Raw genomic sequence first — 19,612 nt, 5'->3', positions numbered from 1 at the left:
AAAAAACTCTCCAAAAATGCCGTTGTCCCGAAGCCTTCTGACCCGCAAAAGGCCGGGAATATTAGTTGGCGTTAATTACAAATTCTTCAATCGCCTGCCGGTTACTCCACGACTTGGTCAACGCGGCGGCTTCCGTCGCATCGACCCAGCGGTAATCCAGATGTTCGGTAAAAACAATCCGGCGTTCACGAGGGAGCGCAAGGCGGAACCAAAATTCCGTATTGCGCTCAACGCCCGGCGCATAGCGATGACGTAAATGAGAAAAAATCTCGAAATCCACCGTGCGCTGACAGTCAATTAAGGCCAGATGCTCATCGGCAACATCTATTGCGACCTCTTCCTTTACTTCGCGCGCGGCGGCTTGCAGCGCGGTTTCCCCCTCTTCCAGGCTGCCGGTCACCGACTGCCAGAAAGAGGAATCATCGCGCCGCTGCAGCATCAGCACCCGCTTCGTATCTTCGGCATAAATCACCACCAGTACAGAAACGGGGAGCTTGAATGACATCTTACTTATTCTCCAGAGACTCTTTTGCCTCTTTGACCACAACCTGAATACCTAATTCGCCCAGCGAAACCGGATTGGCGAAGCTCGGCGCTTCGGTCATCAGGCAGGCGGCGGCGGTGGTTTTCGGGAAAGCGATAACGTCGCGGATGTTATCGGTGCCGGTCAGCAGCATCGTCAGACGGTCGAGACCGAACGCCAGACCGGCATGCGGCGGCGTACCGTATTTCAACGCATCCAGCAGGAAGCCGAACTTCTCGCGCTGCTCCTGCTCGTTGATCCCGAGGATAGCGAATACGGTCTGCTGCATTTCACCGCTGTGAATACGCACCGAACCACCGCCGACTTCGTAGCCGTTAATGACCATATCGTAGGCGTTGGCAATCGCCGTTTCCGGCGCGGTCTTCAGCTCTTCCGCGGTCATATCGCGCGGGGAGGTGAACGGGTGGTGCATCGCGGTCAGGCCGCCTTCGCCGTCGTCTTCAAACATCGGGAAGTCGATAACCCACAGCGGCGCCCATTTGTCTTCGTCGGTGAGGCTAAGGTCTTTACCCAGCTTCAGGCGCAGCGCGCCCAGGGCATCGGCAACCACTTTCTTATTATCGGCGCCGAAGAAAATCATATCGCCGTCCTGCGCGGCGGTGCGCTCGAGAATGGCGTCGACGATTTCCGCGTTGAGGAATTTAGCCACCGGGCTGTTGATGCCTTCGAGGCCTTTCGCACGCTCGTTGACCTTCATGTACGCCAGGCCTTTGGCGCCGTAAATCTGCACGAACTTGCCGTACTCATCGATTTGCTTACGGGTCAGCGCCGCGCCGCCCGGCACGCGCAGTGCGGCAACGCGACCTTTGGCATCATTTGCCGGGCCGGAGAAGACGGCAAATTCAACCGCTTTCACCAGGTCAGCAATATCCACCAGCTCCAGCGGGTTGCGCAGGTCCGGCTTATCGGAACCGTAGCGACGCTCGGCCTCGGCGAAGGTCATGATCGGGAACGCGCCCAGATCCACGCCCTTCACGTTCAGCCACAGCTCGTGCACCAGCGCTTCCATCACTTCGCGCACCTGCGGGGCGGTCATGAAGGAGGTCTCCACGTCGATCTGGGTGAATTCCGGCTGGCGGTCAGCGCGCAGGTCTTCGTCGCGGAAGCATTTGACGATCTGATAGTAGCGATCGAAGCCGGACATCATCAGCAGCTGTTTGAACAGCTGTGGAGACTGCGGCAGCGCGTAGAACTTGCCTTTATGTACGCGGCTCGGAACCAGGTAGTCGCGCGCGCCTTCCGGCGTGGCCTTGGTCAGCATCGGGGTTTCGATATCGAGGAAGCCGTGCTCGTCCATAAAACGGCGGACCAGGCTGGTGATTTTCGCCCGCGTTTTCAGGCGCTGGGCCATTTCCGGACGACGCAGATCCAGATAGCGGTATTTCAGTCGCGCTTCTTCGGTGTTGACGTGGTTGGAATCCAGCGGCAGCGCTTCCGAGCGGTTGATGATGGTCAGATCGGAAGCCAGCACTTCGATGGCGCCGGTGGCCATATCGCCGTTGACGTTTTTATCGTCACGCGCACGCACGGTGCCCGTCACCTGGATACAGAACTCATTACGCAGTTCGGAGGCCAACTTTAATGCATCCGCACGTTCCGGATCGAAAAACACCTGCACGATGCCTTCGCGGTCACGCATATCGATGAAGATAAGGCTACCAAGATCACGGCGACGGTTGACCCAACCACACAGAGTCACCTGCTGCCCCACGTGGGACAGACGCAGCTGCCCGCAATATTCTGTACGCATGAGATATCCCTTAACTTAGCCGCTGGCGGATTGTTGCCTGCTCTGCAGGCCACGGAGTCGCGGCTTTAGCTGAATGTCACAACTGAATGAAAAAAGGCGGCTATTATACTGGAAATTCTGCCGCACGATAAGCCCGACGCAGTTTGTACGTTGCTTTGCTGCGCGCATATTGGCTACGCTCACAAAAATTAACAAAATTTGTTACCCTGGCGCGGGAATGGCAACGGTATTGTAACGGCCAAACTACAGAGGATACGAGGATACTATGCCAGAACTTAATGCGAAAAAAACGGCGCTTGTAGTCATCGACCTGCAGGAAGGCATTCTGCCGTTCGCCGGCGGCCCGCACCGTGCCGATGAGGTGGTCGCTCGCGCCGCTCGTCTGGCGGAGAAATGCCGCCAGCAGGGCTCGCCGGTTATTCTGGTCCGCGTCGGCTGGTCTGCCGATTTCGGCGAAGCGTTAAAACAGCCGGTTGACGCGCAGACGGGCGCGCATGCGCTGCCGGACAACTGGTGGACCTGGCCGCCTGCGCTGGGCAAACAGGATGGCGATATCGTAGTCACCAAACGCCAGTGGGGCGCGTTTTACGGCACCGATCTCGAGCTACAGCTGCGCCGCCGCGGCATAGACACCATTATTCTGTGCGGTATCTCAACCAATATCGGCGTTGAATCCACCGCGCGCAACGCCTGGGAGCTGGGCTTTAATCTGCTGGTCGCCGAAGACGCCTGCAGCGCCGCTGCCGCCGAGCAGCACCAGAGCAGCGTGACGCACATCTTCCCGCGCATTGCCCGCGTGCGCAGCACTGAGGACATTCTCGCCGCGCTATGATCTATATTGGGCTCCCGCAATGGTCGCATCCGAAATGGGTGCGCCTTGGCATAACCAGTCTGGAACAGTACGCTCGCCACTTTAACTGCGTAGAGGGCAATACAACCCTCTACGCGTTACCTAAGGCTGAGATCGTGGCCCGCTGGTTCGAGCAAACCCACGACGACTTTCGCTTCTGCTTTAAGTTTCCGGCAACCATTTCGCATCAGGCGGCGCTGCGCAACTGCGACGACCTAAGCCGCGAGTTTTTTACCCGCCTCGCGCCGCTGGAGACGCGTATCGGTCAGTACTGGCTGCAGTTGCCGGCGACGTTCGGGCCCCGCGATCTCCCTGCCCTGTGGCAGTTTCTCGATACGCTGCCGGCCGGCTTCACCTACGGCGTCGAGGTGCGGCATCCGGAGTTTTTCGCCAAGGGAGAAGCCGAGCAGCAGCTCAACCGCGGGCTGCACCAGCGCGCCGTTAACCGGGCGATCCTCGATAGCCGCCCGGTACACAGCGTTATCGCCCGCAGCCCGGCCGCGCTCGACGCACAGCGTAAAAAGCCGAAGCTTCCGGTCCACGCGGTGGTCACCGCGCAGCATCCGCTGGTGCGCTTCATCGGCAGCGATGATATGGCGCAGAACCATGAGATGTTTCGCGTCTGGCTGCAGACGCTGCCGAAGTGGAGCCTCTCGACGACGCCCTATCTGTTCCTGCATACGCCGGATATCGCCCATGCGCCGGCGCTGGTCGACACCCTGTGGGCAGATTTACGCGCGGTGCTGCCGGACGTGGGCGCGGCGCCGTCAATTCCGCAGCAGACCTCTCTTTTCTGATATCCTGCTATGATAGTCGGAGCCATCTGACGTAAGTGAAAGGGAGTTTTTGGTATGGTCAGCGCGCTGTATGCCGTCCTGGGTGCGTTATTGTTAATCAAGTTTTCTTTTGACGTCGTACGCCTGCGTACGCAGTATCACGTTGGCTACGGCGACGGCGGCTTTAGCGAGCTGCAGGTCGCGATCCGCGTGCACGGCAATGCGGTTGAGTACCTGCCGATCGGGCTTATCCTGCTGCTGTTTGTCGAGATGGACGGCGCGCAGAACTGGATGGTGCATCTTTGCGGTATTTTGCTGATCGCCGGTCGGCTGATGCACTCTTACGGCTTCCACCACCGGCTCTACAGCTGGCGCCGTTCCGGCATGAGCGCCACCTGGTGCGCGCTGGTGCTGATGGTGCTCGCCAACCTGTGGTATATGCCCTGGGAGTTGGTTTTCTCCTTACATTAGCGCACAATACGCCGTTTTCGTTTTTTCGGGCTTAACCTTATGTCTCACCGCGATACCCTTTTTTCCGCGCCGATCGCCAGCCTCGGCGACTGGACCTTTGATGAACGGGTTGCTGAAGTCTTCCCGGATATGATCCAGCGCTCCGTTCCTGGCTACTCCAATATTATTTCGATGATCGGCATGCTGGCCGAGCGTTTTGTGCAGCCCAATACCCAGGTCTACGATCTCGGCTGCTCGCTTGGCGCAGCCACGCTATCGATACGACGTAATATTTCCCACGCCGGCTGCCGGATCGTGGCCGTCGACAACTCCCCGGCGATGATCGAGCGCTGCCGTCGCCATATCGACGCCTACAAGGCGCCGACGCCGGTAGACGTCGTGGAAGGCGATATTCGCCACGTCGCCATCGAAAACGCCTCGATGGTGGTGCTCAATTTCACTATCCAGTTCCTTGAGCCCGCTGAGCGCCAGGCCATTCTGGACAAAGTCTATCAGGGGCTGAACCCGGGCGGCGCGCTGGTGCTGTCGGAAAAATTCAGCTTCGAAGACGCCAGCGTCGGCGAGCTGCTGTTCAACATGCATCACGACTTTAAGCGCGCCAACGGCTACAGCGAGCTGGAAATCAGCCAGAAGCGCAGCATGCTGGAAAACGTCATGCTTACCGATTCGGTGGAAACCCATAAGGCGCGGCTGCGTAAGGCCGGATTCGAGCACGCCGAGCTGTGGTTCCAGTGCTTTAACTTTGGCTCGCTGGTGGCGGTGAAGTCCGGGGAAACGGCATGATCGATTTCAGCAATTTTTATCAGCGGATCGCCAAAGGTCCGCTCTCCCACTGGCTGGAGACGCTGCCCGCTCAGGTTGCCGCCTGGCAGCGCGAGGCCCTGCACGGCAAGTTCCGCGAATGGGAGCGGGCGGTGGAGTTTCTCCCCGAGCTCTCGCCCTACCGTCTGGACCTGCTGCACAGCGTGACCGCGGAAAGCGAAGTTCCGTTGAGCGAAGGCCATCGGCTGCGGATTGAAAACCTGCTGCGCAACCTGATGCCGTGGCGCAAAGGCCCGTGGTCGCTCTATGGCGTGAATATCGACACCGAATGGCGTTCGGACTGGAAGTGGGATCGCGTTCTGCCGCATCTTTCCGATCTGACCGGCCGGACGATCCTCGACGTCGGCTGCGGCAGCGGCTATCACCTGTGGCGGATGATCGGCGCCGGCGCCCATCTGGCGGTGGGTATCGACCCGACGCAGCTGTTTTTATGCCAGTTCGAAGCGGTGCGCAAGCTGCTGGGCAACGATCAGCGCGCCCATCTGCTGCCGCTGGGTATTGAGCAGCTGCCGGCGCTAAACGCCTTTGACACCGTATTCTCAATGGGCGTGCTGTATCATCGCCGCTCCCCGCTCGACCATCTGTGTCAGCTCAAAGATCAGCTGGTTGAAGGCGGCGAACTGGTGCTGGAAACGCTGGTGGTGGAAGGTGACGAAAATACCGTGCTGGTACCGGGCGATCGCTACGCGCAGATGCGCAACGTCTACTTTATTCCTTCGGCGGCGGCGCTGAAAATGTGGCTGGAAAAATGCGGTTTTGTCGACGTGCGTATCGTTGACGTCTGCGTGACCAGTACCGAAGAGCAGCGTCGCACCGAATGGATGACCACCGAATCGCTGGCGGATTTCCTCGACCCCAACGACAGCAGCAAAACCCTCGAAGGCTATCCCGCCCCGCTGCGCGCGGTAATTATCGCCACCCGGCCCGAAACCCAGCAGTCGCTGGCCAAAAAAGCGCGCTAGCCCCCGGCCTTCTGCCGCAAAAATGGCATAAAAAAAGGCCCCTGTTGAAATTGCAGGGGCCTGGTACGGGCAATCATCATATTGGGCGACATGATGTGCAGTAAAAAACGGTTTTCTTTCTCTGCGCACCGGGTTTGAGCTCACCAGCCGGCAGGCTGCGCGCAAACAACGCGGGGCACTCAGGCGGAAATAATGCTCTTCATTTCCGCCACCGCTGCGCCGTTAACGGCATAGCGGGAATATTCATCTGCGTCCGGGTCCGTGGACATCGACAGCCGCGGATTACGAAAGCGCATCGGCGAAGGCAGCCACTGGCCGGCAGAGCTATGCACTTCCTTCACGCCGGCTTCCAGGAACAGCGGCAGGTTTGCTGCCCGCACGCCTGCTCCGGCCATAATGATTGGAGTATCGCCCAGGGCGATAAGTTCCATAATTAATGAAATACCTTTTTCTGCGCTCGCCTGCTGGCCGGAGGTCAGGATCCGCGCGACGCCCAGCTCGGCCAGCTCGGCGCAGGCCTGATGCGGATTTACGCACATATCGAAAGCCCGGTGGAAGGTGACCGCCAGCGTTCCCGCCGCGGCCATAACTTTACGCATGCGCGCAGTATCAACCCGGCCATCGGCGTCCAGCACGCCAATCACGAGACCCGGGAAGCCCAGCTCCCTCACCGTTGTCACGTCATCGAGCATCGCCGCAAACTCACCCTCGGTATAGCAAAAATCACCGCCGCGCGGGCGAATAATCGGATGCACCGGGATAGTCAGCGCCCTACGGGCCGCTTTGAGCACGCCCGACGACGGCGTTAGCCCTCCCTCCTGCGGCGCGGCGCATAGTTCGATGCGGTCAGCGCCGCGTCGCTGCGCCTCCTCGGCGCACTCCGTGCTATAACAGCACACTTCCAGTAGCGTCATTCCCTTCTCCACTCATGCCGCGGGCAACACAGCATGTCACGATTTTTCGGTTCAGAAGCCGCGTGGCTTCACACTGTTACGCATCCGTTGTTTCACTGGCGATAATTTGCTCGATGGACCATGGATGAAATTTGATCGTCACGCTCCCGTCCGTCACCGCCAGCGTCGGATTAGCCAGCCGTTCGCGCTCCCCTTTCGGCGAGCTGGTTTTGACGAAGATCCCCGGCTGGCTGAGGCCGTCGTCGGAGAGCAGCGCCAGCGCGCGGGCGTTAAGCGTTTCCGGGTCGCCGGCGAGCACAATTTCAACATGCTCCCAGCCCTCGTGCGGGTAGCGCTTTTCTCCGGGCCACGGCAGCTCAACCACGCTAAAGCGCCAGTGCGCCACGCTGACAGGCTCATCCAGCTTAAACAGGCAGATGGGCCGACCGTTAATGATGTTTTCTGAGAGCAGCGTGCCACACTGCTCAAGCCCGCTGCGCCAGCGCGCGGCCGTCGCGTTCTGATGACAGCGCAGCGAGATATGGTCCGCGGCCAGGGGCGCAATATCCAGCCCGAGCCGCGCCGCCAGCTGGCCTAGCGCCTCGCTGAAGCGCGGCAGATCCGCGGAAATATCCTGAAGTTCATCAATTTGCTGCCAGTTCGCCATTCTTGACCTCGGTGCTCGCTAAAGGGGCTAATTTATCGCGTTTCCCGGCGGCGACCAACCGGCAATCTGCTTTATCCCGCCCGAGCTGGTTATTCGTTAAGCACGCCGCCCGGCAACGCGCGCGCAGGGCTGACGCAGGGGTGCAAATGCAGTATACTCCTGCCCTAATTTGTCCACATTCCGGCGCCACCCTGCAGGGGTTACGGCGCCTTAAAAGTAAGGTATTCCGGTGAATATTCAGGCTCTTCTCTCAGAAAAAGTCAGCCACGCCCTGATCGCGGCAGGCGCCCCTGCCGATTGCGAACCCCAGGTCCGCCAGTCAGCAAAAATCCAGTTCGGCGACTATCAGGCCAACGGCGTGATGGCAGTCGCTAAAAAACTGGGTATGGCGCCGCGACAGCTGGCAGAGCAGGTGCTGTCTCATCTCGATCTGAACGGCATTGCCAATAAGGTCGAAATCGCCGGGCCTGGCTTTATCAATATTTTCCTCGACCCGGCGTTTTTAGCGGAAAACGTCAGCAGCGCGCTGGCCTCCGAACGCCTGGGCATCGCGCAGCCGCAGGCGCAGACGGTAGTTATCGATTACTCTGCCCCGAACGTAGCGAAAGAGATGCACGTTGGCCACCTGCGCTCCACCATCATCGGCGATGCCGCGGTTCGCACCCTCGAGTTCCTCGGCCACAAGGTGATTCGCGCCAACCACGTCGGCGACTGGGGCACCCAGTTTGGGATGCTGATTGCGTATCTTGAAAAGCAGCAGCAGGAAAACGCCGGTGAAATGGCGCTTGCGGACCTCGAAGGCTTTTACCGTGAAGCGAAAAAGCACTACGACGAAGACGAAGCCTTCGCCGAGCGCGCGCGCAGCTACGTGGTTAAGCTGCAGGGCGGCGACGAGTACTTCCGCCAGATGTGGCGCCAGCTGGTCGACATCACCATGTCGCAAAACCAGATTACCTATAACCGCCTGAACGTAACCCTGACCCGCGACGACGTGATGGGCGAAAGCCTGTATAACCCGATGCTGCCGGGTATCGTTGCCGATCTGAAAGCCAAAGGTCTGGCCGTGGAGAGCGAAGGAGCCACCGTCGTATTCCTTGATGAGTACAAAAACAAGGAAGGCGAACCGATGGGCGTGATCATCCAGAAAAAGGATGGCGGCTATCTCTACACCACCACCGATATCGCCTGCGCCAAATACCGCTACGAAACCCTGCACGCCGATCGCGTGCTCTACTACATCGACTCCCGCCAGCATCAGCACCTGATGCAGGCGTGGACCATCGTGCGCAAAGCCGGCTACGTGCCGGATTCCGTCCCGCTGGAGCACCATATGTTCGGCATGATGCTCGGTAAAGACGGTAAGCCGTTTAAAACCCGCTCCGGCGGTACCGTGAAGCTTGCCGACCTGCTGGACGAAGCGCTGGAGCGCGCGCGTCGCCTGGTTGCCGAGAAAAACCCGGATATGCCTGCCGACGAGCTGGAGAAGCTGGCCAACGCGGTCGGTATCGGCGCGGTCAAATATGCGGATCTGTCCAAGAACCGCACCACCGACTACATCTTCGACTGGGACAACATGCTGGCGTTTGAAGGCAACACCGCGCCTTACATGCAGTATGCCTACACCCGCGTGCTGTCGGTGTTCCGTAAAGCGGAAATCGACGAAAGCGTGCTGGCCGCAGCGCAGGTCATCATAACCGAAGATCGCGAAGCGCAGCTGGCCGCTCGCCTGCTGCAGTTCGAAGAGACGCTGACCGTCGTGGCGCGTGAAGGGACTCCGCACGTCATGTGCGCCTACCTGTACGATCTGGCCGGCCTGTTCTCCGGCTTCTACGAGCACTGCCCGATCCTCTCCGCAGAAAGCGAAGAGACGCGCAACAGCCGCCTGAAGCTGGCGCAGCTGACCGCCAAAACGCTCAAGACCGGTCTGGATACCTTAGGTATTGAAACCGTCGAGCGGATGTAATAGCGCTGACGCGAGTGATAACGAAATAAAGAAACCGGCTCAGGCCGGTTTCTTTTTGGACCGCATCGCGCCAAGCCGGGCGGCGCTCCGCCGTCAGAAATAGCGGCGCAGATATTCCGTCATGCACAGGATCGCCATCGCCTGGCCGTACGGCATCGAGGTAAGCGGAATCTGGCGATAGAAATCGAGATCTGAACCCATGCCGGTGCCGAATGAGGTTTGCAGCAGCTCCCCCTGCGGAGAGATATTTTGCACAATCCCGCGCATGGCCTTCTCCGCGACGCCCGCGAACTCCCCGCTCACGTAGCGCTTACGTACCGCCTTCAGAATGCCGTAGGCAAAACCGGCGGTTGCCGACGCTTCAAGGTATGAATTCGGGTCGTCCAGCAGCGTATGCCACAGACCGCTCTCGTCCTGGCATTGCGCCAGCGCCGCAATTTGCGCATTCAGTACCTGAAGCAGATAGCGCCGCACGGCGCTGTGCTCGGGAAGCTCCAGCAGCTCGAGGAAGTCCGGGATCGCCATCGTCAGCCAGCTGTTGCCGCGCGCCCAGCGGGCGCGGGCGAAATTATGCCGCCCTTCATAGCTCCAGCCGTGAAACCACAGCCCGGTCTCCCGGTCCATCAGGTTCTGCACGTGGAGTAAAAACTGGTATATCGCCTCCTCCACGTACTGCGGCCGGTTGAGTAATTTACCGATCTTCGCCAGCGGCAGCACGGTCATCATCAGGGTGTCATCCCACATCTGCTGATGATTCTCCTCCGCCAGGGTGATGTGCTGCATCCCGCCGTGGCGGGTACGCGGCATCTCGTTCATCGCCCACTCGCCCCAGCTATCGAGCCACGGCAGATACGCCTGCCTGCCGGTCTCCTCATAGCGCCAGGCCAGGGTCAGGAACGGCGCCATGGTGTTGACGTTTTTGGTGGTCGCACCCTCGGCGAAGCGATCCGCGAACCAGCTATCGATAATATCGCGCATCGCGGTATCGCCGGTCTGCTGATAGTACTGATAGATCCCGTATAAGCCGACGCCGTGGGTCCACTCCCAGCCGGCCCAGCCTTTGGTATCGATAACCCGCCCATCGTCCAGCCGTAGCAGAAACGCTCCCGTTTCGTCCTTAATATTAACCAGATTGTCGGTCACCTTTTGGACCAGCGCCTGCAGCTCGTTGCGCGCAATAAAGTGCTCCGGCTGACGCAGTAAGGGACTATGTTTGACAGGCCAAACCTTCATATTATTAACCTCTGTTCAATGTCGAATTCATTTCTGCCCCCTGCCCGAGCGACGGCGCGGCGGGTTTATTACGATTCAGATAGCCAATGTTGTTATTTCCCCACAGGCACGCGTAGGGCATCCCGGCGAGCATCTCCACCACCGCCCGATCCTCGGCGCGGGTCAGCTCCGGCTGCACCCGGCCCGATTCGCGCATTTTGCACGTTTCGGCGTGCAGCACGCCGTGCGTCTCGAGGTTGAGCTTAAAGCGCAGGGAGACGAGGAAGCCGCAGGCCAGCACCAGCAGCGTGCCGACGCTCAGAATTAGCAGAATGGTGTGGCTAACCTCAGCGGGCTGCGTTTTCTGCCCGGAGACAAAGCCGGAGAGCTGCATGATGATGCCCACCAGCATCACCGCCCCCGCCTGGGACGCCTTGCGGGTCAGCGTCATAATGCCGGCGAAAATGCCCTCCCGGCGCTGGCCGGTGATCACCTCATCGACGTCGGCAATATAGGTGTAGGTGTTCCACGGAACATAGTTGATCCCGCCGCGGCCGAGGCCGGCAACGGCGGAAACCAGCAGCAGCAGCGAATAAACGTCGCTCAGCCCGGCGTAATACAGCATCGCATAGGAGAGCGAGCCGAGGCCGAACAGGATTACCACCATCCGGTAGGACGGCGCCGGCCCAAAGCGAATGCACAGCGGGATCATGGCGATGACCGCAATGAACTGGAAGATGGCCATGGTGCCGAGCAGGTTGGACGCCACCGCGGCCTCCTGCATCAGCACAAAGACCACGTAGTAGGTGAAGACGGCGTTAAATACGTCCTGAGCAATATAGCCGCCAAGATACATGCCCAGATGCTGGCGGAAGATCTTAATGCGCAGCGTCGACGCGAGCTCGATAAACAGACGATTGAGGCTCTGCGCCAGCGTCAGATTGCGTTTCTCCTCCTCGGCCCGCAGCGCCGTCTCCGACCACTCCTCGCGCGGACGCTCCCAGGTAAAGAGCCAGACAAACGTCAGCATCATGGCGCACAGAACCGAGAACACCAGGCTTGCGTAAAAAAAGGAGACCACGTTGTCCTTGCCGAAGTGGGTAAGCAGCATGCCCGGCAGGAATGATGCCAGAATGGCCGACATCTGCGCCATCGAGATGCGCGCGCCGGAAAATTTCGTTTTCTTTTTAAAATCATCGGTCATTTCCGGAACCAGCGTTTCGTACGGCACCAGAATCATGGTGTAGACCATATCAAACAGCAGATAGGTCAGCAGGTAGTACCAGAACCCCATATCGCCGACCCACATCATCGAATAGCTGAATACGCAGGGAATCCCCAGCAGGATAAAGAACTTTCGTCTGCCGAAGCGTCTGCCGAGCCAGGTGGTGCCGAAGTTATCGGTGAGGAAGCCCATCAGCGGGCTAATCACCGCATCCAGCACCCTGGCGGTGGCAAAAATAAGCGTCGCCTGAATAGGCGAGAGGCCGCAAAAGGTGGTGTAAAAATAGAGCAACCATGCCGCGGTGAGCGCCGTGGTTCCCGCGCCGAGGAAATCGCCCGATCCATAGGCAAGATAGTTAGCCAAACCGATTTTACGTGTTTTCATCGCCGTAAATCCTGTGTCGTTTTTTTTAGAGAACTCCGACAATCTTTCTGGCCAGGCCAAAAGGGAGTTGATACCTGGCTACAGTAAAAGCATGGCAAGGGGGTTACCTTTTTATATTTGCCAGCCCTGGCCCGGCAATGGCAAAAACGCAAAGAGAGAGTGAACGCGCATCACTTATTTATAAAACAGCATTTCTTTTATAGCAAAACCAGGGGCCATTTTAATAAATGGTCGTCAAAACCGCGGCCGCGCGGCCGGCGAAATAGCCTGCGTCGAGGCGGATAATAGCCCTTGCGGGATCGGGTAAATCGGAGTAAAGAAAAGAAGAAGGGTTATTTTGCGTATCTTAAGGAGGCTTGATGCCCTACTCACATCTGCTCGTCGCCGTTGCCCCAACGCCAGAAAGCCGGACGCTTATCAACAAGGCGGTCTCTATCGCCCGTCCGCTTGACGCTAAAATTAGCCTGATCACGCTGGCAACCGACCCGGAAATGTATAACCAGTTTGCGGCGCCGATGCTGGAGAACCTGCGGGACCTGATGTATGAAGAGACCCGCGGCTTTCTCAACGGCCTGGCGCAGGATGCCGGCTACCCGATTGAGAAAATCACCATCGCCAGCGGCGAGCTTGGCCATCACGTGAAGGATTTTTGCCAGCAGCATAAGGTGGACCTGGTGATTTGCGGCAACCACAATCACAGCCTGTTTTCCCGCGCGACCTGCTCGGCAAAAAATATCGTCGGCAGCAGCGGCGTTGACGTGCTGCTGGTATCGCTGGAGAAAGGCTAGCGCCGAAGCGCCAGCCCTATGCGCTGGCTAGGCCAGTTTGGGGAAGGTTGCCACCTTATGCTGCAGGTGGCTCTGCTCATTTCTCGGTTCTATCCGCTTTAGGTCGGCGATAAACCGCTCCTGCCAGCGGTGGATATCATTATCCTTAACCACCGCCAGCATCGCCGAGTGGCGCGCGATACGTTCGGCCAGCGGCATGGTGAGCGCGCAGTCCAGCGCCGCGGCGACCTCGTCGCGATCGTAGGGGTTGACGATGAGCGCGGTCGGCAGTTCGTTTGCCGCGCCGGCAAACTGCGACAGCACCAGAACCCCGGGGTTCTGCGGGTCCTGGGCGGCAACAAACTCCTTCGCCACCAGATTCATCCCGTCGCGCAGCGGCGTCACCAGCCCGACGTCGGAGTAGCGGAAGATTTTCATCAGCAGTTTGCGTTCAAAATGCTGATTCAGGTAGTAGAGCGGCGTCCAGCCCAGCTGGCCATACTGGCCATTAATGCGCCCGGCGGCGGTCTCCAGCTGGTGGCGGATATCCTGATAGGCCTGCACATCGCCGCGCGAGGTCGGGGCAATCTGGGTATAGCGAATCTTGCCGTGATGCTGGGGATATTTCTCCAGCAGTGCCTCATAGGCCAGGAAGCGCTCCGGCAACCCTTTCGAGTAGTCCAGTCGCTCAACGGAAAAGATATTCTGCACGCTCTTGAGCTCGCTTTTGAGCTGCGCCAGCTTCGGCGGCAGCGGCCCTTTTGCGCTGCGCGCGATCTCATCGGGATCGATGCCAATCGGGTAGACCGCGGTCTGGAACGGTTTGCCCCAGGCGACGTGAGCGTTTCCGCTGCGGGTGGTCAGGCGGGTCTGCACCGCGATGCAGTCGAGAAACGCCTGCCGGTCGCTCTCGGTCTGGAAGCCCAGCAGATCGTATTCGCAGAGCTGTTCAAGCAGCTCGGCGTGCGGCGGCAGCGCGTTAAATATTTCCGGCGTCGGGAAGGGAATATGTAAAAAGAAGCCGACCCGATTATTGACCCCGCGCTGGCGCAGCTCGTGCGCCAGCGGCAGCAGATGATAATCGTGGATCCACAGGATGTCGTCCGGCTCAATCAGCGGCAGCAGCTTGTCCGCCAGCGTGGCGTTGACGCGCTGATAGCCCTCCCAGGCGTCGCGCTGAAAATCGACCAGATCGAGGCGATAGTGAAACGCGGGCCACAGCACCGCATTGGAAAAGCGGTTGTAGTACTCCTCATGGTCCTGCTCGCTAAGGTTAAAGGAGGCCCAGGTGATGTTCCCCTGAGTGACCTTTTTCAACGGCTGGCTATCGTCGCCAATCTCCCCGCTCCAGCCGAACCACAGCCCGCCGGCCGCTTTTAAGGCTCCCATAATCCCCACCGCCAGGCCGCCGGCGCTGGCCTTTTTATCATCCGGTGGGGCAATACGATTAGATACTACGACTAAGCGACTCATAGCCATCTCTCCTGTCGGTTAGCGCGTCTGGTTGCAGCCCATTATTCGCAATATTATTTAGCCACAGGTGCACCGCCGCGACGTCCGGCAAACGCCAGCTCGCCTGGGTTTCGCCGCCGCCGACTTTTACCGAAACGCCGCCCAGCTGGTTAACGACGCCAAAGCCCGCCTCATCGGTTAAGTCATCGCCGACAAATACCGGCCTGCGCCCCTCGAACGGCGCCTCCTGCATAAAGGCGGCGATCGCCTCGCCTTTGTTCACTCCGCGCGGCTTTATCTCGACCACGCACTTGCCCAGCTGCAGCGCCAGCAGCGGATAGCTCTTCACCACCTCCTGGGCCAGCGCCAGCACCGCGCTTTGGTGCTGCGGCGCCTGGCGATAGTGCAGCGCAAAAGCCATCCCTTTGTGCTCCAGCTCGCAGCCCGGCAGCGCCGCAAGCGCCTGCGCCAGCCGCGCGTGAAGCTCCTCCTGTAGCGCATCCGGAAGGGAAACGATATGCGTATTCCCATTGATATCGCGGCGCTCAGCCCCGTGGACGCCGGCCAGTGGCAGCCGGTGAGGACGGGTAAGCTCATCGAGCTCGACCATTGAGCGCCCTGAAATCAATGCCACCGCCCCACTTTGCTGCTGCGCGAGCTGCCGCAGCGCCTGAAGCGCGTTAACCGGGATAACAACCTGATCGGGATGAGGTTTGATATCGGCAAGAGTACCGTCGAGGTCAAAGAAAAATGCGCAATTTCCGGTTGGTACAGGCGGTACAGATATCTGGTCAGCCACCCTGAACTCCTCCTTTCATGGCCAGCGTTTCGCTGGCTGTTAACGAATTGTTAGCCATGTAAGTATAGACAGTGTGACGGAGCTCGCCATTTTTGATAGTTATCACCAGCGCAGCGGGCGCCGGTGATATTCCAGGATTAAACTGAAAGGTTGGGATGTTTACACGCTGCGCTTTGCTTTTTGTTTATAGCGATCGAAGATAACCGCCGCCAGCAGGATCGCGCCGCGCACCACGTACTGCGAGAAGGGAGAGATATTGAGCAGGTTCATCGCATTCTCGACGGTGCCGAGGATCAGGATCCCGGCGATCACGTACGAAATCTTGCCGATCCCGCCCTTTAGCGACACCCCGCCCAGTACGCAGGCGGAGATCACAATCAGCTCATAGCCAATCGAGGTCATCGGCTGGCCGCTGGTCATCCGCGACGCCAGAATAATCCCCGCCGCGGCCGAAACCAGGCCGGAGATAACGAAGATAATAATCCTGGTACGCACTACCGGCACCCCGGCCAGGCGCGCAGCCTCTTCGTTGCCGCCAATTGCCAGGGTATTACGCCCGAAGGTGGTTTTATTCAGCAGCAGGCCAAAGATTATCAGGCAGCCCACGGTCAGCCAAATCGGCGCCGGCAGACCGAACCAGCTGGCGTAGCCGAGGGTGAAGAAGCGCTCGTCTTCAATGCCCACCGCTTTGCCGTCGGAGATAATATAGGCCAGCCCGCGAACAATCTGCATGGTCGCGAGGGTGGTGATCAGGGCGTTGATTTTCAGCCGGGCGATAACAAAGCCGTTGACCAGACCGCTTAGCGCCCCCAGCAGCAGGCCGGCGGCCACGCCAATCCACATGCTTTCGGTGAGGTTGATGACTACGGCGGTCGTCACGCCCGCGCAGGCGATAACCGACGCCACCGACAGATCGAAATCACCGGATGCCAGGCAAAACAGCATCCCGCAGGCCACCATGCCGGACATCGAAATCGCCAGCCCGAGCCCTTTCATATTGATGAACGAGGCAAAGTTCGGCACAAAAATCACGCAGCCGATAAACAGCACGGCAAAGACGACCAGCATCCCAAACTGATCCCAGATACGGGCCAGGCTGAAGGCGGATCGACGGGTATTTGAGGTGGTAACAGAGGACATCATAGGCTCCTTTACTCAGGCGACCGCCTGGCTCACTTTGGGCATCGCAAGGCTTAACGCCTGCTGTTCATTGGCATCTTCATGCAGCAGCTCACCCGCCACTTCCCCTTCGCGCATCACGACGATACGGTCCGCAACGCCAAGCACTTCGGGTAAATCGCTGGAGGCAAAGACCACGGCCACGCCGGATGCCGCCAGCGCGTAGATGACGCTGTAGATTTCATGCCTGGCGCCGACGTCGATACCGCGGGTCGGCTCGTCGAGCAGGATCACCTTCATCTCCTCGGAGAGCCAGCGCCCCAAAATCGCCTTCTGCTGATTACCGCCGGAGAGGTTCATAATCAGCTGTTCGGGTTCCGGCGTTTTAATATTCAGGGACCGAATATGCCGGTCGGCGTTCTGCGCCTCCCAGCCGTTGTTAATCAGGCAGCCGGCGCGAACATGCTTACGTCGGGCGCTGATGTTGATATTGTCGCGCACCGAATGCACCGGAATAATGCCTTCGGCTTTACGATCCTCCGGACACAGCATCATTCCGGCCTGAATGGCCTGCGCCGGTTTACGAATATCGATGGCTTCCCCGTCGATGTACACCTGACCGCCGGTAATCCGCGTGCCGCCAAACAGCCCCTTCAGCAGCTCGCTGCGCCCGGCCCCCACCAGGCCAAAGAGGCCGACGATCTCTCCGCTGCGCACCGCCAGGCTAACCGGCGTTCTCACGCCCGGCGCTTTTACCTGCTCCAGACGCAGGCGCTCATTGCCGTACTCGCGCGGCTTCCAGCCGTAGATATCGCCCAAATCGCGCCCCACCATCGCCTGTACCAGCGCGTCGTGGCTCACCGCTTGCATATCGTCGAAGGTGCGCACGTAGCGGCCATCCTTGAAGACGGTGATCGCGTCGCTTAGGGCAAAGATCTCCGCCATGCGGTGCGAGACGTAAATAATGACCCGCCCTTCCTGGCGCAGCTCGCGAATCACCCGAAACAGGTTGTCGATTTCGCGGGCGGAAAGGGAGCTGGTCGGCTCATCAAAAGCGATAACCTTGGCGTTGCGCGTCAGCGCTTTGGCGATCTCCACCATTTGCCACTGGCCGATAGAGAGATACTTCAGCGGCGTTTGCGGATCGATATCCAGGCCCAGATGCTCTAGCTGCAGCCGCGCTTCGTAGTTAAGCAGGCTGCGGTCCACCATGCCGTATTTACGCGGAAGCTGGCCGAGGTAGATATTTTCCGCGACGGTCATTTCCGGTACCAGATGCAGCTCCTGGTAAATAATGGCGATCCCGGCGTTAAGCGCCTCGGTGGCGTTGCTGAACGCCAGCTGCTGGCCGCGGATATGTAGACTGCCCGCGGTCGGTATATAGTTGCCGCTGAGGATCTTCAGCAGCGTGGATTTTCCGGCACCGTTTTCTCCCATCAGGGCGTGAACCTGGCCGGCATAGCAGTCAAAGCTAATATCGGACAGCGCTTTAACGCCCGGGAAAGTCATGGTGATGCCGCGAAATGAGAGATAAGGGGTAGACTGTTGCATAACGACTCCGCTCTACTGCGCTCAGCCTCCCGCCGCTGCGGGAGACATGGTTAGCAGGCCTTACAGCCCTTTTTTCGCCAGCTCTTCTTTGAAGTTATCGCGAGTAATCAGGACGACATCGGTAACCGCGGTGAATTTCGGCGGCTCGGTGCCCTTGGTCACCCAGTTGTAGAGCATCTCGCTGGTTTTGTAGCCGTGGATATCCGGGCTCGGCAGCAGGGAGCCGTAGAAGCCGGTGGCCTGCGCCTTGGAGAGCTCGTTGACCGCATCAACGCCGTTAATGCCGATGCCAATCACGTCCGGCGCCTTGAAGCCCTGCCCTTCGGTGGCGCGAACGCCGCCCAGGACGGTGTTATCGTTCATGCCGACGATCAGCCAGTGTTTTACCTGCGGATGCTGAACCAGCATCGAGTTGCCGGCATCGAAGGCGCCGGGAATATCGTTGGATTTCGTCGGCACGCGGTAGATCTGCTGCTCCGGGAAGCCGGCGGCTTTCAGCGCGTCCATCGAACCGGTCGTGCGGCGGCGCGCGGTATCGAGTTCGTCGGCGGTAATCGCCATCACTGCGGTATCCTTCACCTCCCAGCCGCGTTTTTGCATCTCTTTATACAGCTCCTGGCCCTGACGAGCACCGATCTCGCTGGCGGCCATCATCACCAGCGGCACGCTCTCCATCGGTTGACCTTTGGCGTTAACGAACCGATCGTCGACGGTGATCACCTTCATGTCATAGCCGCGCGCTTTGGCGACAATCGCCGACCCGAGCTTCGGGTCCGGGGTACAAATGACAAAGCCTTTTGCGCCGCTGGCGGCCAGGCTGTCGATCGCGTTGAGCGTTTTTTCGCCGTCCGGCACCGCGATTTTAATGACTTCAAAACCTAAATCTTTGCCGGCCTTATCGGCGAATTTCCATTCAGTTTGAAACCACGGTTCTTCCGGCTGCTTGACCAGAAAACCGAGCTTCAGCGTTTCCGCCATAGCTGATTGTGACATAACCGCAGCGAGACCGATCGCCGCCAGGGCTTTAGTAAATTTGTGCATGGTAAACTCCAGCTTAAATTCGCTTTCATGTAGGGAAATATCGGATCTAAAATTTTTTTATCAGACTTAAAACAAGGTATTAGGAAAAACCCATCCAACGATGTCGTTGTAGAAATAGTAATAGCCGGGAATCAATTCTCCATACGAGAGCGTTATCACATCACGGAATTACAGTAATTGAGTGCATAAATTCAGCGAAAAATGACATAAAAAATGCGCTAATTGTCAGACAATTAGCGCAGGCATCAGCAGTATTATCCATATCATCAGCAGAGTTATCCCTGTGATACGCCGCAGCGAAACGCGCGGTATTCGCCCCGCGCTGGCGGAGCATTTTTCGCCCGGCACCCCGCCCTTGCGGCGG

The 19,612-nt window shown here is 58.9% G+C and carries 18 protein-coding genes; 7 read left to right on the top strand and 11 right to left on the bottom strand.

Going from position 1 to position 19,612, the window contains the following annotated elements; all coding sequences use genetic code 11:
- Nucleotides 1-61: 61 nt before the first annotated feature.
- Nucleotides 62-505, bottom strand: coding sequence for a dihydroneopterin triphosphate diphosphatase (nudB, locus tag AC1M2H_RS11040; RefSeq protein WP_480151379.1), 444 nt, complete (start codon nt 503-505; stop codon nt 62-64).
- A gap of 1 nt (nt 506) precedes the next feature.
- Nucleotides 507-2,294 (bottom strand): aspartate--tRNA ligase, encoded by a 1,788-nt coding sequence (aspS, locus tag AC1M2H_RS11035; protein WP_480151378.1) that lies wholly within the window; start codon nt 2,292-2,294, stop codon nt 507-509.
- Between the two features lie 265 nt (nt 2,295-2,559).
- Here aspS and AC1M2H_RS11030 point away from each other — a divergent pair, with 265 nt between their 5' ends.
- From AC1M2H_RS11030 to cmoB, 5 genes are read left to right on the top strand one after another with little or no spacing between them, the layout of a single operon-like run.
- Nucleotides 2,560-3,126 (top strand): hydrolase, encoded by a 567-nt coding sequence (locus tag AC1M2H_RS11030; RefSeq protein ID WP_480151377.1) that lies wholly within the window; start codon nt 2,560-2,562, stop codon nt 3,124-3,126.
- Nucleotides 3,123-3,941, top strand: a complete 819-nt coding sequence (locus tag AC1M2H_RS11025; RefSeq protein ID WP_480151376.1) for a DUF72 domain-containing protein — start codon at nt 3,123-3,125, stop codon at nt 3,939-3,941. Before AC1M2H_RS11030 ends, AC1M2H_RS11025 begins: the two co-directional genes overlap by 4 nt.
- Nucleotides 3,942-3,995: 54 nt before the next feature.
- The gene (locus tag AC1M2H_RS11020; RefSeq protein ID WP_045859239.1) at nt 3,996-4,391 is read left to right on the top strand and encodes an MAPEG family protein; all 396 of its coding nucleotides are present in this window, start codon (nt 3,996-3,998) and stop codon (nt 4,389-4,391) included.
- Between the two features lie 39 nt (nt 4,392-4,430).
- Complete coding sequence (gene cmoA, locus AC1M2H_RS11015) at nt 4,431-5,174, top strand: carboxy-S-adenosyl-L-methionine synthase CmoA (protein WP_426814323.1); 744 nt, start codon at nt 4,431-4,433, stop codon at nt 5,172-5,174.
- Complete coding sequence (cmoB, locus tag AC1M2H_RS11010; protein WP_480151375.1) at nt 5,171-6,175, top strand: tRNA 5-methoxyuridine(34)/uridine 5-oxyacetic acid(34) synthase CmoB; 1,005 nt, start codon at nt 5,171-5,173, stop codon at nt 6,173-6,175. The genes cmoA and cmoB overlap by 4 nt, the downstream gene beginning before the upstream one ends.
- Nucleotides 6,176-6,354: 179 nt before the next feature.
- Here the strand turns inward: cmoB and cutC are convergent, their stop codons facing one another.
- Together cutC and AC1M2H_RS11000 are read right to left on the bottom strand one after the other, a co-directional pair.
- The gene (gene cutC / locus AC1M2H_RS11005) at nt 6,355-7,089 is read right to left on the bottom strand and encodes a copper homeostasis protein CutC (protein ID WP_480151374.1); all 735 of its coding nucleotides are present in this window, start codon (nt 7,087-7,089) and stop codon (nt 6,355-6,357) included.
- Between the two features lie 76 nt (nt 7,090-7,165).
- Nucleotides 7,166-7,735, bottom strand: a complete 570-nt coding sequence (locus AC1M2H_RS11000; protein WP_480151373.1) for a VOC family protein — start codon at nt 7,733-7,735, stop codon at nt 7,166-7,168.
- Between the two features lie 229 nt (nt 7,736-7,964).
- Between AC1M2H_RS11000 and argS the strand changes: the two genes are divergently transcribed.
- Nucleotides 7,965-9,698, top strand: coding sequence for an arginine--tRNA ligase (gene argS / locus AC1M2H_RS10995; RefSeq protein ID WP_480151372.1), 1,734 nt, complete (start codon nt 7,965-7,967; stop codon nt 9,696-9,698).
- A 93-nt stretch (nt 9,699-9,791) separates the two neighbouring features.
- Here argS and bglB read toward each other — a convergent pair whose 3' ends face one another.
- Both bglB and AC1M2H_RS10985 read right to left on the bottom strand, forming a co-directional pair.
- The gene (gene bglB, locus AC1M2H_RS10990) at nt 9,792-10,931 is read right to left on the bottom strand and encodes a beta-galactosidase BglB (protein ID WP_480151371.1); all 1,140 of its coding nucleotides are present in this window, start codon (nt 10,929-10,931) and stop codon (nt 9,792-9,794) included.
- A 4-nt stretch (nt 10,932-10,935) separates the two neighbouring features.
- Nucleotides 10,936-12,519 carry an MFS transporter gene (locus AC1M2H_RS10985; RefSeq protein ID WP_480151370.1) on the bottom strand — a complete coding sequence of 528 codons (1,584 nt, stop codon included), beginning with the start codon at nt 12,517-12,519 and terminating at the stop codon, nt 10,936-10,938.
- 359 nt (nt 12,520-12,878) lie between these two features.
- On the opposite strand from AC1M2H_RS10985, the gene uspC reads away from it, so the two are divergent.
- Nucleotides 12,879-13,307 carry a universal stress protein UspC gene (gene uspC, locus AC1M2H_RS10980; protein WP_480151369.1) on the top strand — a complete coding sequence of 143 codons (429 nt, stop codon included), beginning with the start codon at nt 12,879-12,881 and terminating at the stop codon, nt 13,305-13,307.
- A 27-nt stretch (nt 13,308-13,334) separates the two neighbouring features.
- On the opposite strand, the gene otsA is transcribed toward uspC, so the two are convergent.
- From otsA to AC1M2H_RS10955, 5 genes are all read right to left on the bottom strand, one after another.
- Nucleotides 13,335-14,759, bottom strand: a complete 1,425-nt coding sequence (gene otsA, locus AC1M2H_RS10975) for an alpha,alpha-trehalose-phosphate synthase (protein ID WP_480151368.1) — start codon at nt 14,757-14,759, stop codon at nt 13,335-13,337.
- The gene (gene otsB, locus AC1M2H_RS10970; protein ID WP_480151367.1) at nt 14,734-15,537 is read right to left on the bottom strand and encodes a trehalose-phosphatase; all 804 of its coding nucleotides are present in this window, start codon (nt 15,535-15,537) and stop codon (nt 14,734-14,736) included. The genes otsA and otsB overlap by 26 nt, the downstream gene beginning before the upstream one ends.
- A 159-nt stretch (nt 15,538-15,696) precedes the next feature.
- Nucleotides 15,697-16,677: an L-arabinose ABC transporter permease AraH gene (gene araH, locus AC1M2H_RS10965; RefSeq protein WP_480151908.1), complete on the bottom strand. Its 981-nt coding sequence runs from the start codon at nt 16,675-16,677 to the stop codon at nt 15,697-15,699.
- A gap of 15 nt (nt 16,678-16,692) precedes the next feature.
- Complete coding sequence (araG, locus tag AC1M2H_RS10960) at nt 16,693-18,207, bottom strand: L-arabinose ABC transporter ATP-binding protein AraG (protein WP_480151366.1); 1,515 nt, start codon at nt 18,205-18,207, stop codon at nt 16,693-16,695.
- A gap of 60 nt (nt 18,208-18,267) precedes the next feature.
- Nucleotides 18,268-19,248, bottom strand: a complete 981-nt coding sequence (locus AC1M2H_RS10955; RefSeq protein ID WP_480151365.1) for an arabinose ABC transporter substrate-binding protein — start codon at nt 19,246-19,248, stop codon at nt 18,268-18,270.
- Nucleotides 19,249-19,612 lie beyond the last annotated feature (364 nt).

Source organism: Klebsiella sp. F11 (assembly GCF_056712265.1).
Note: the sequence above shows the minus strand (reverse complement) of the source record. Positions and strands in the feature narration are given on the sequence as shown.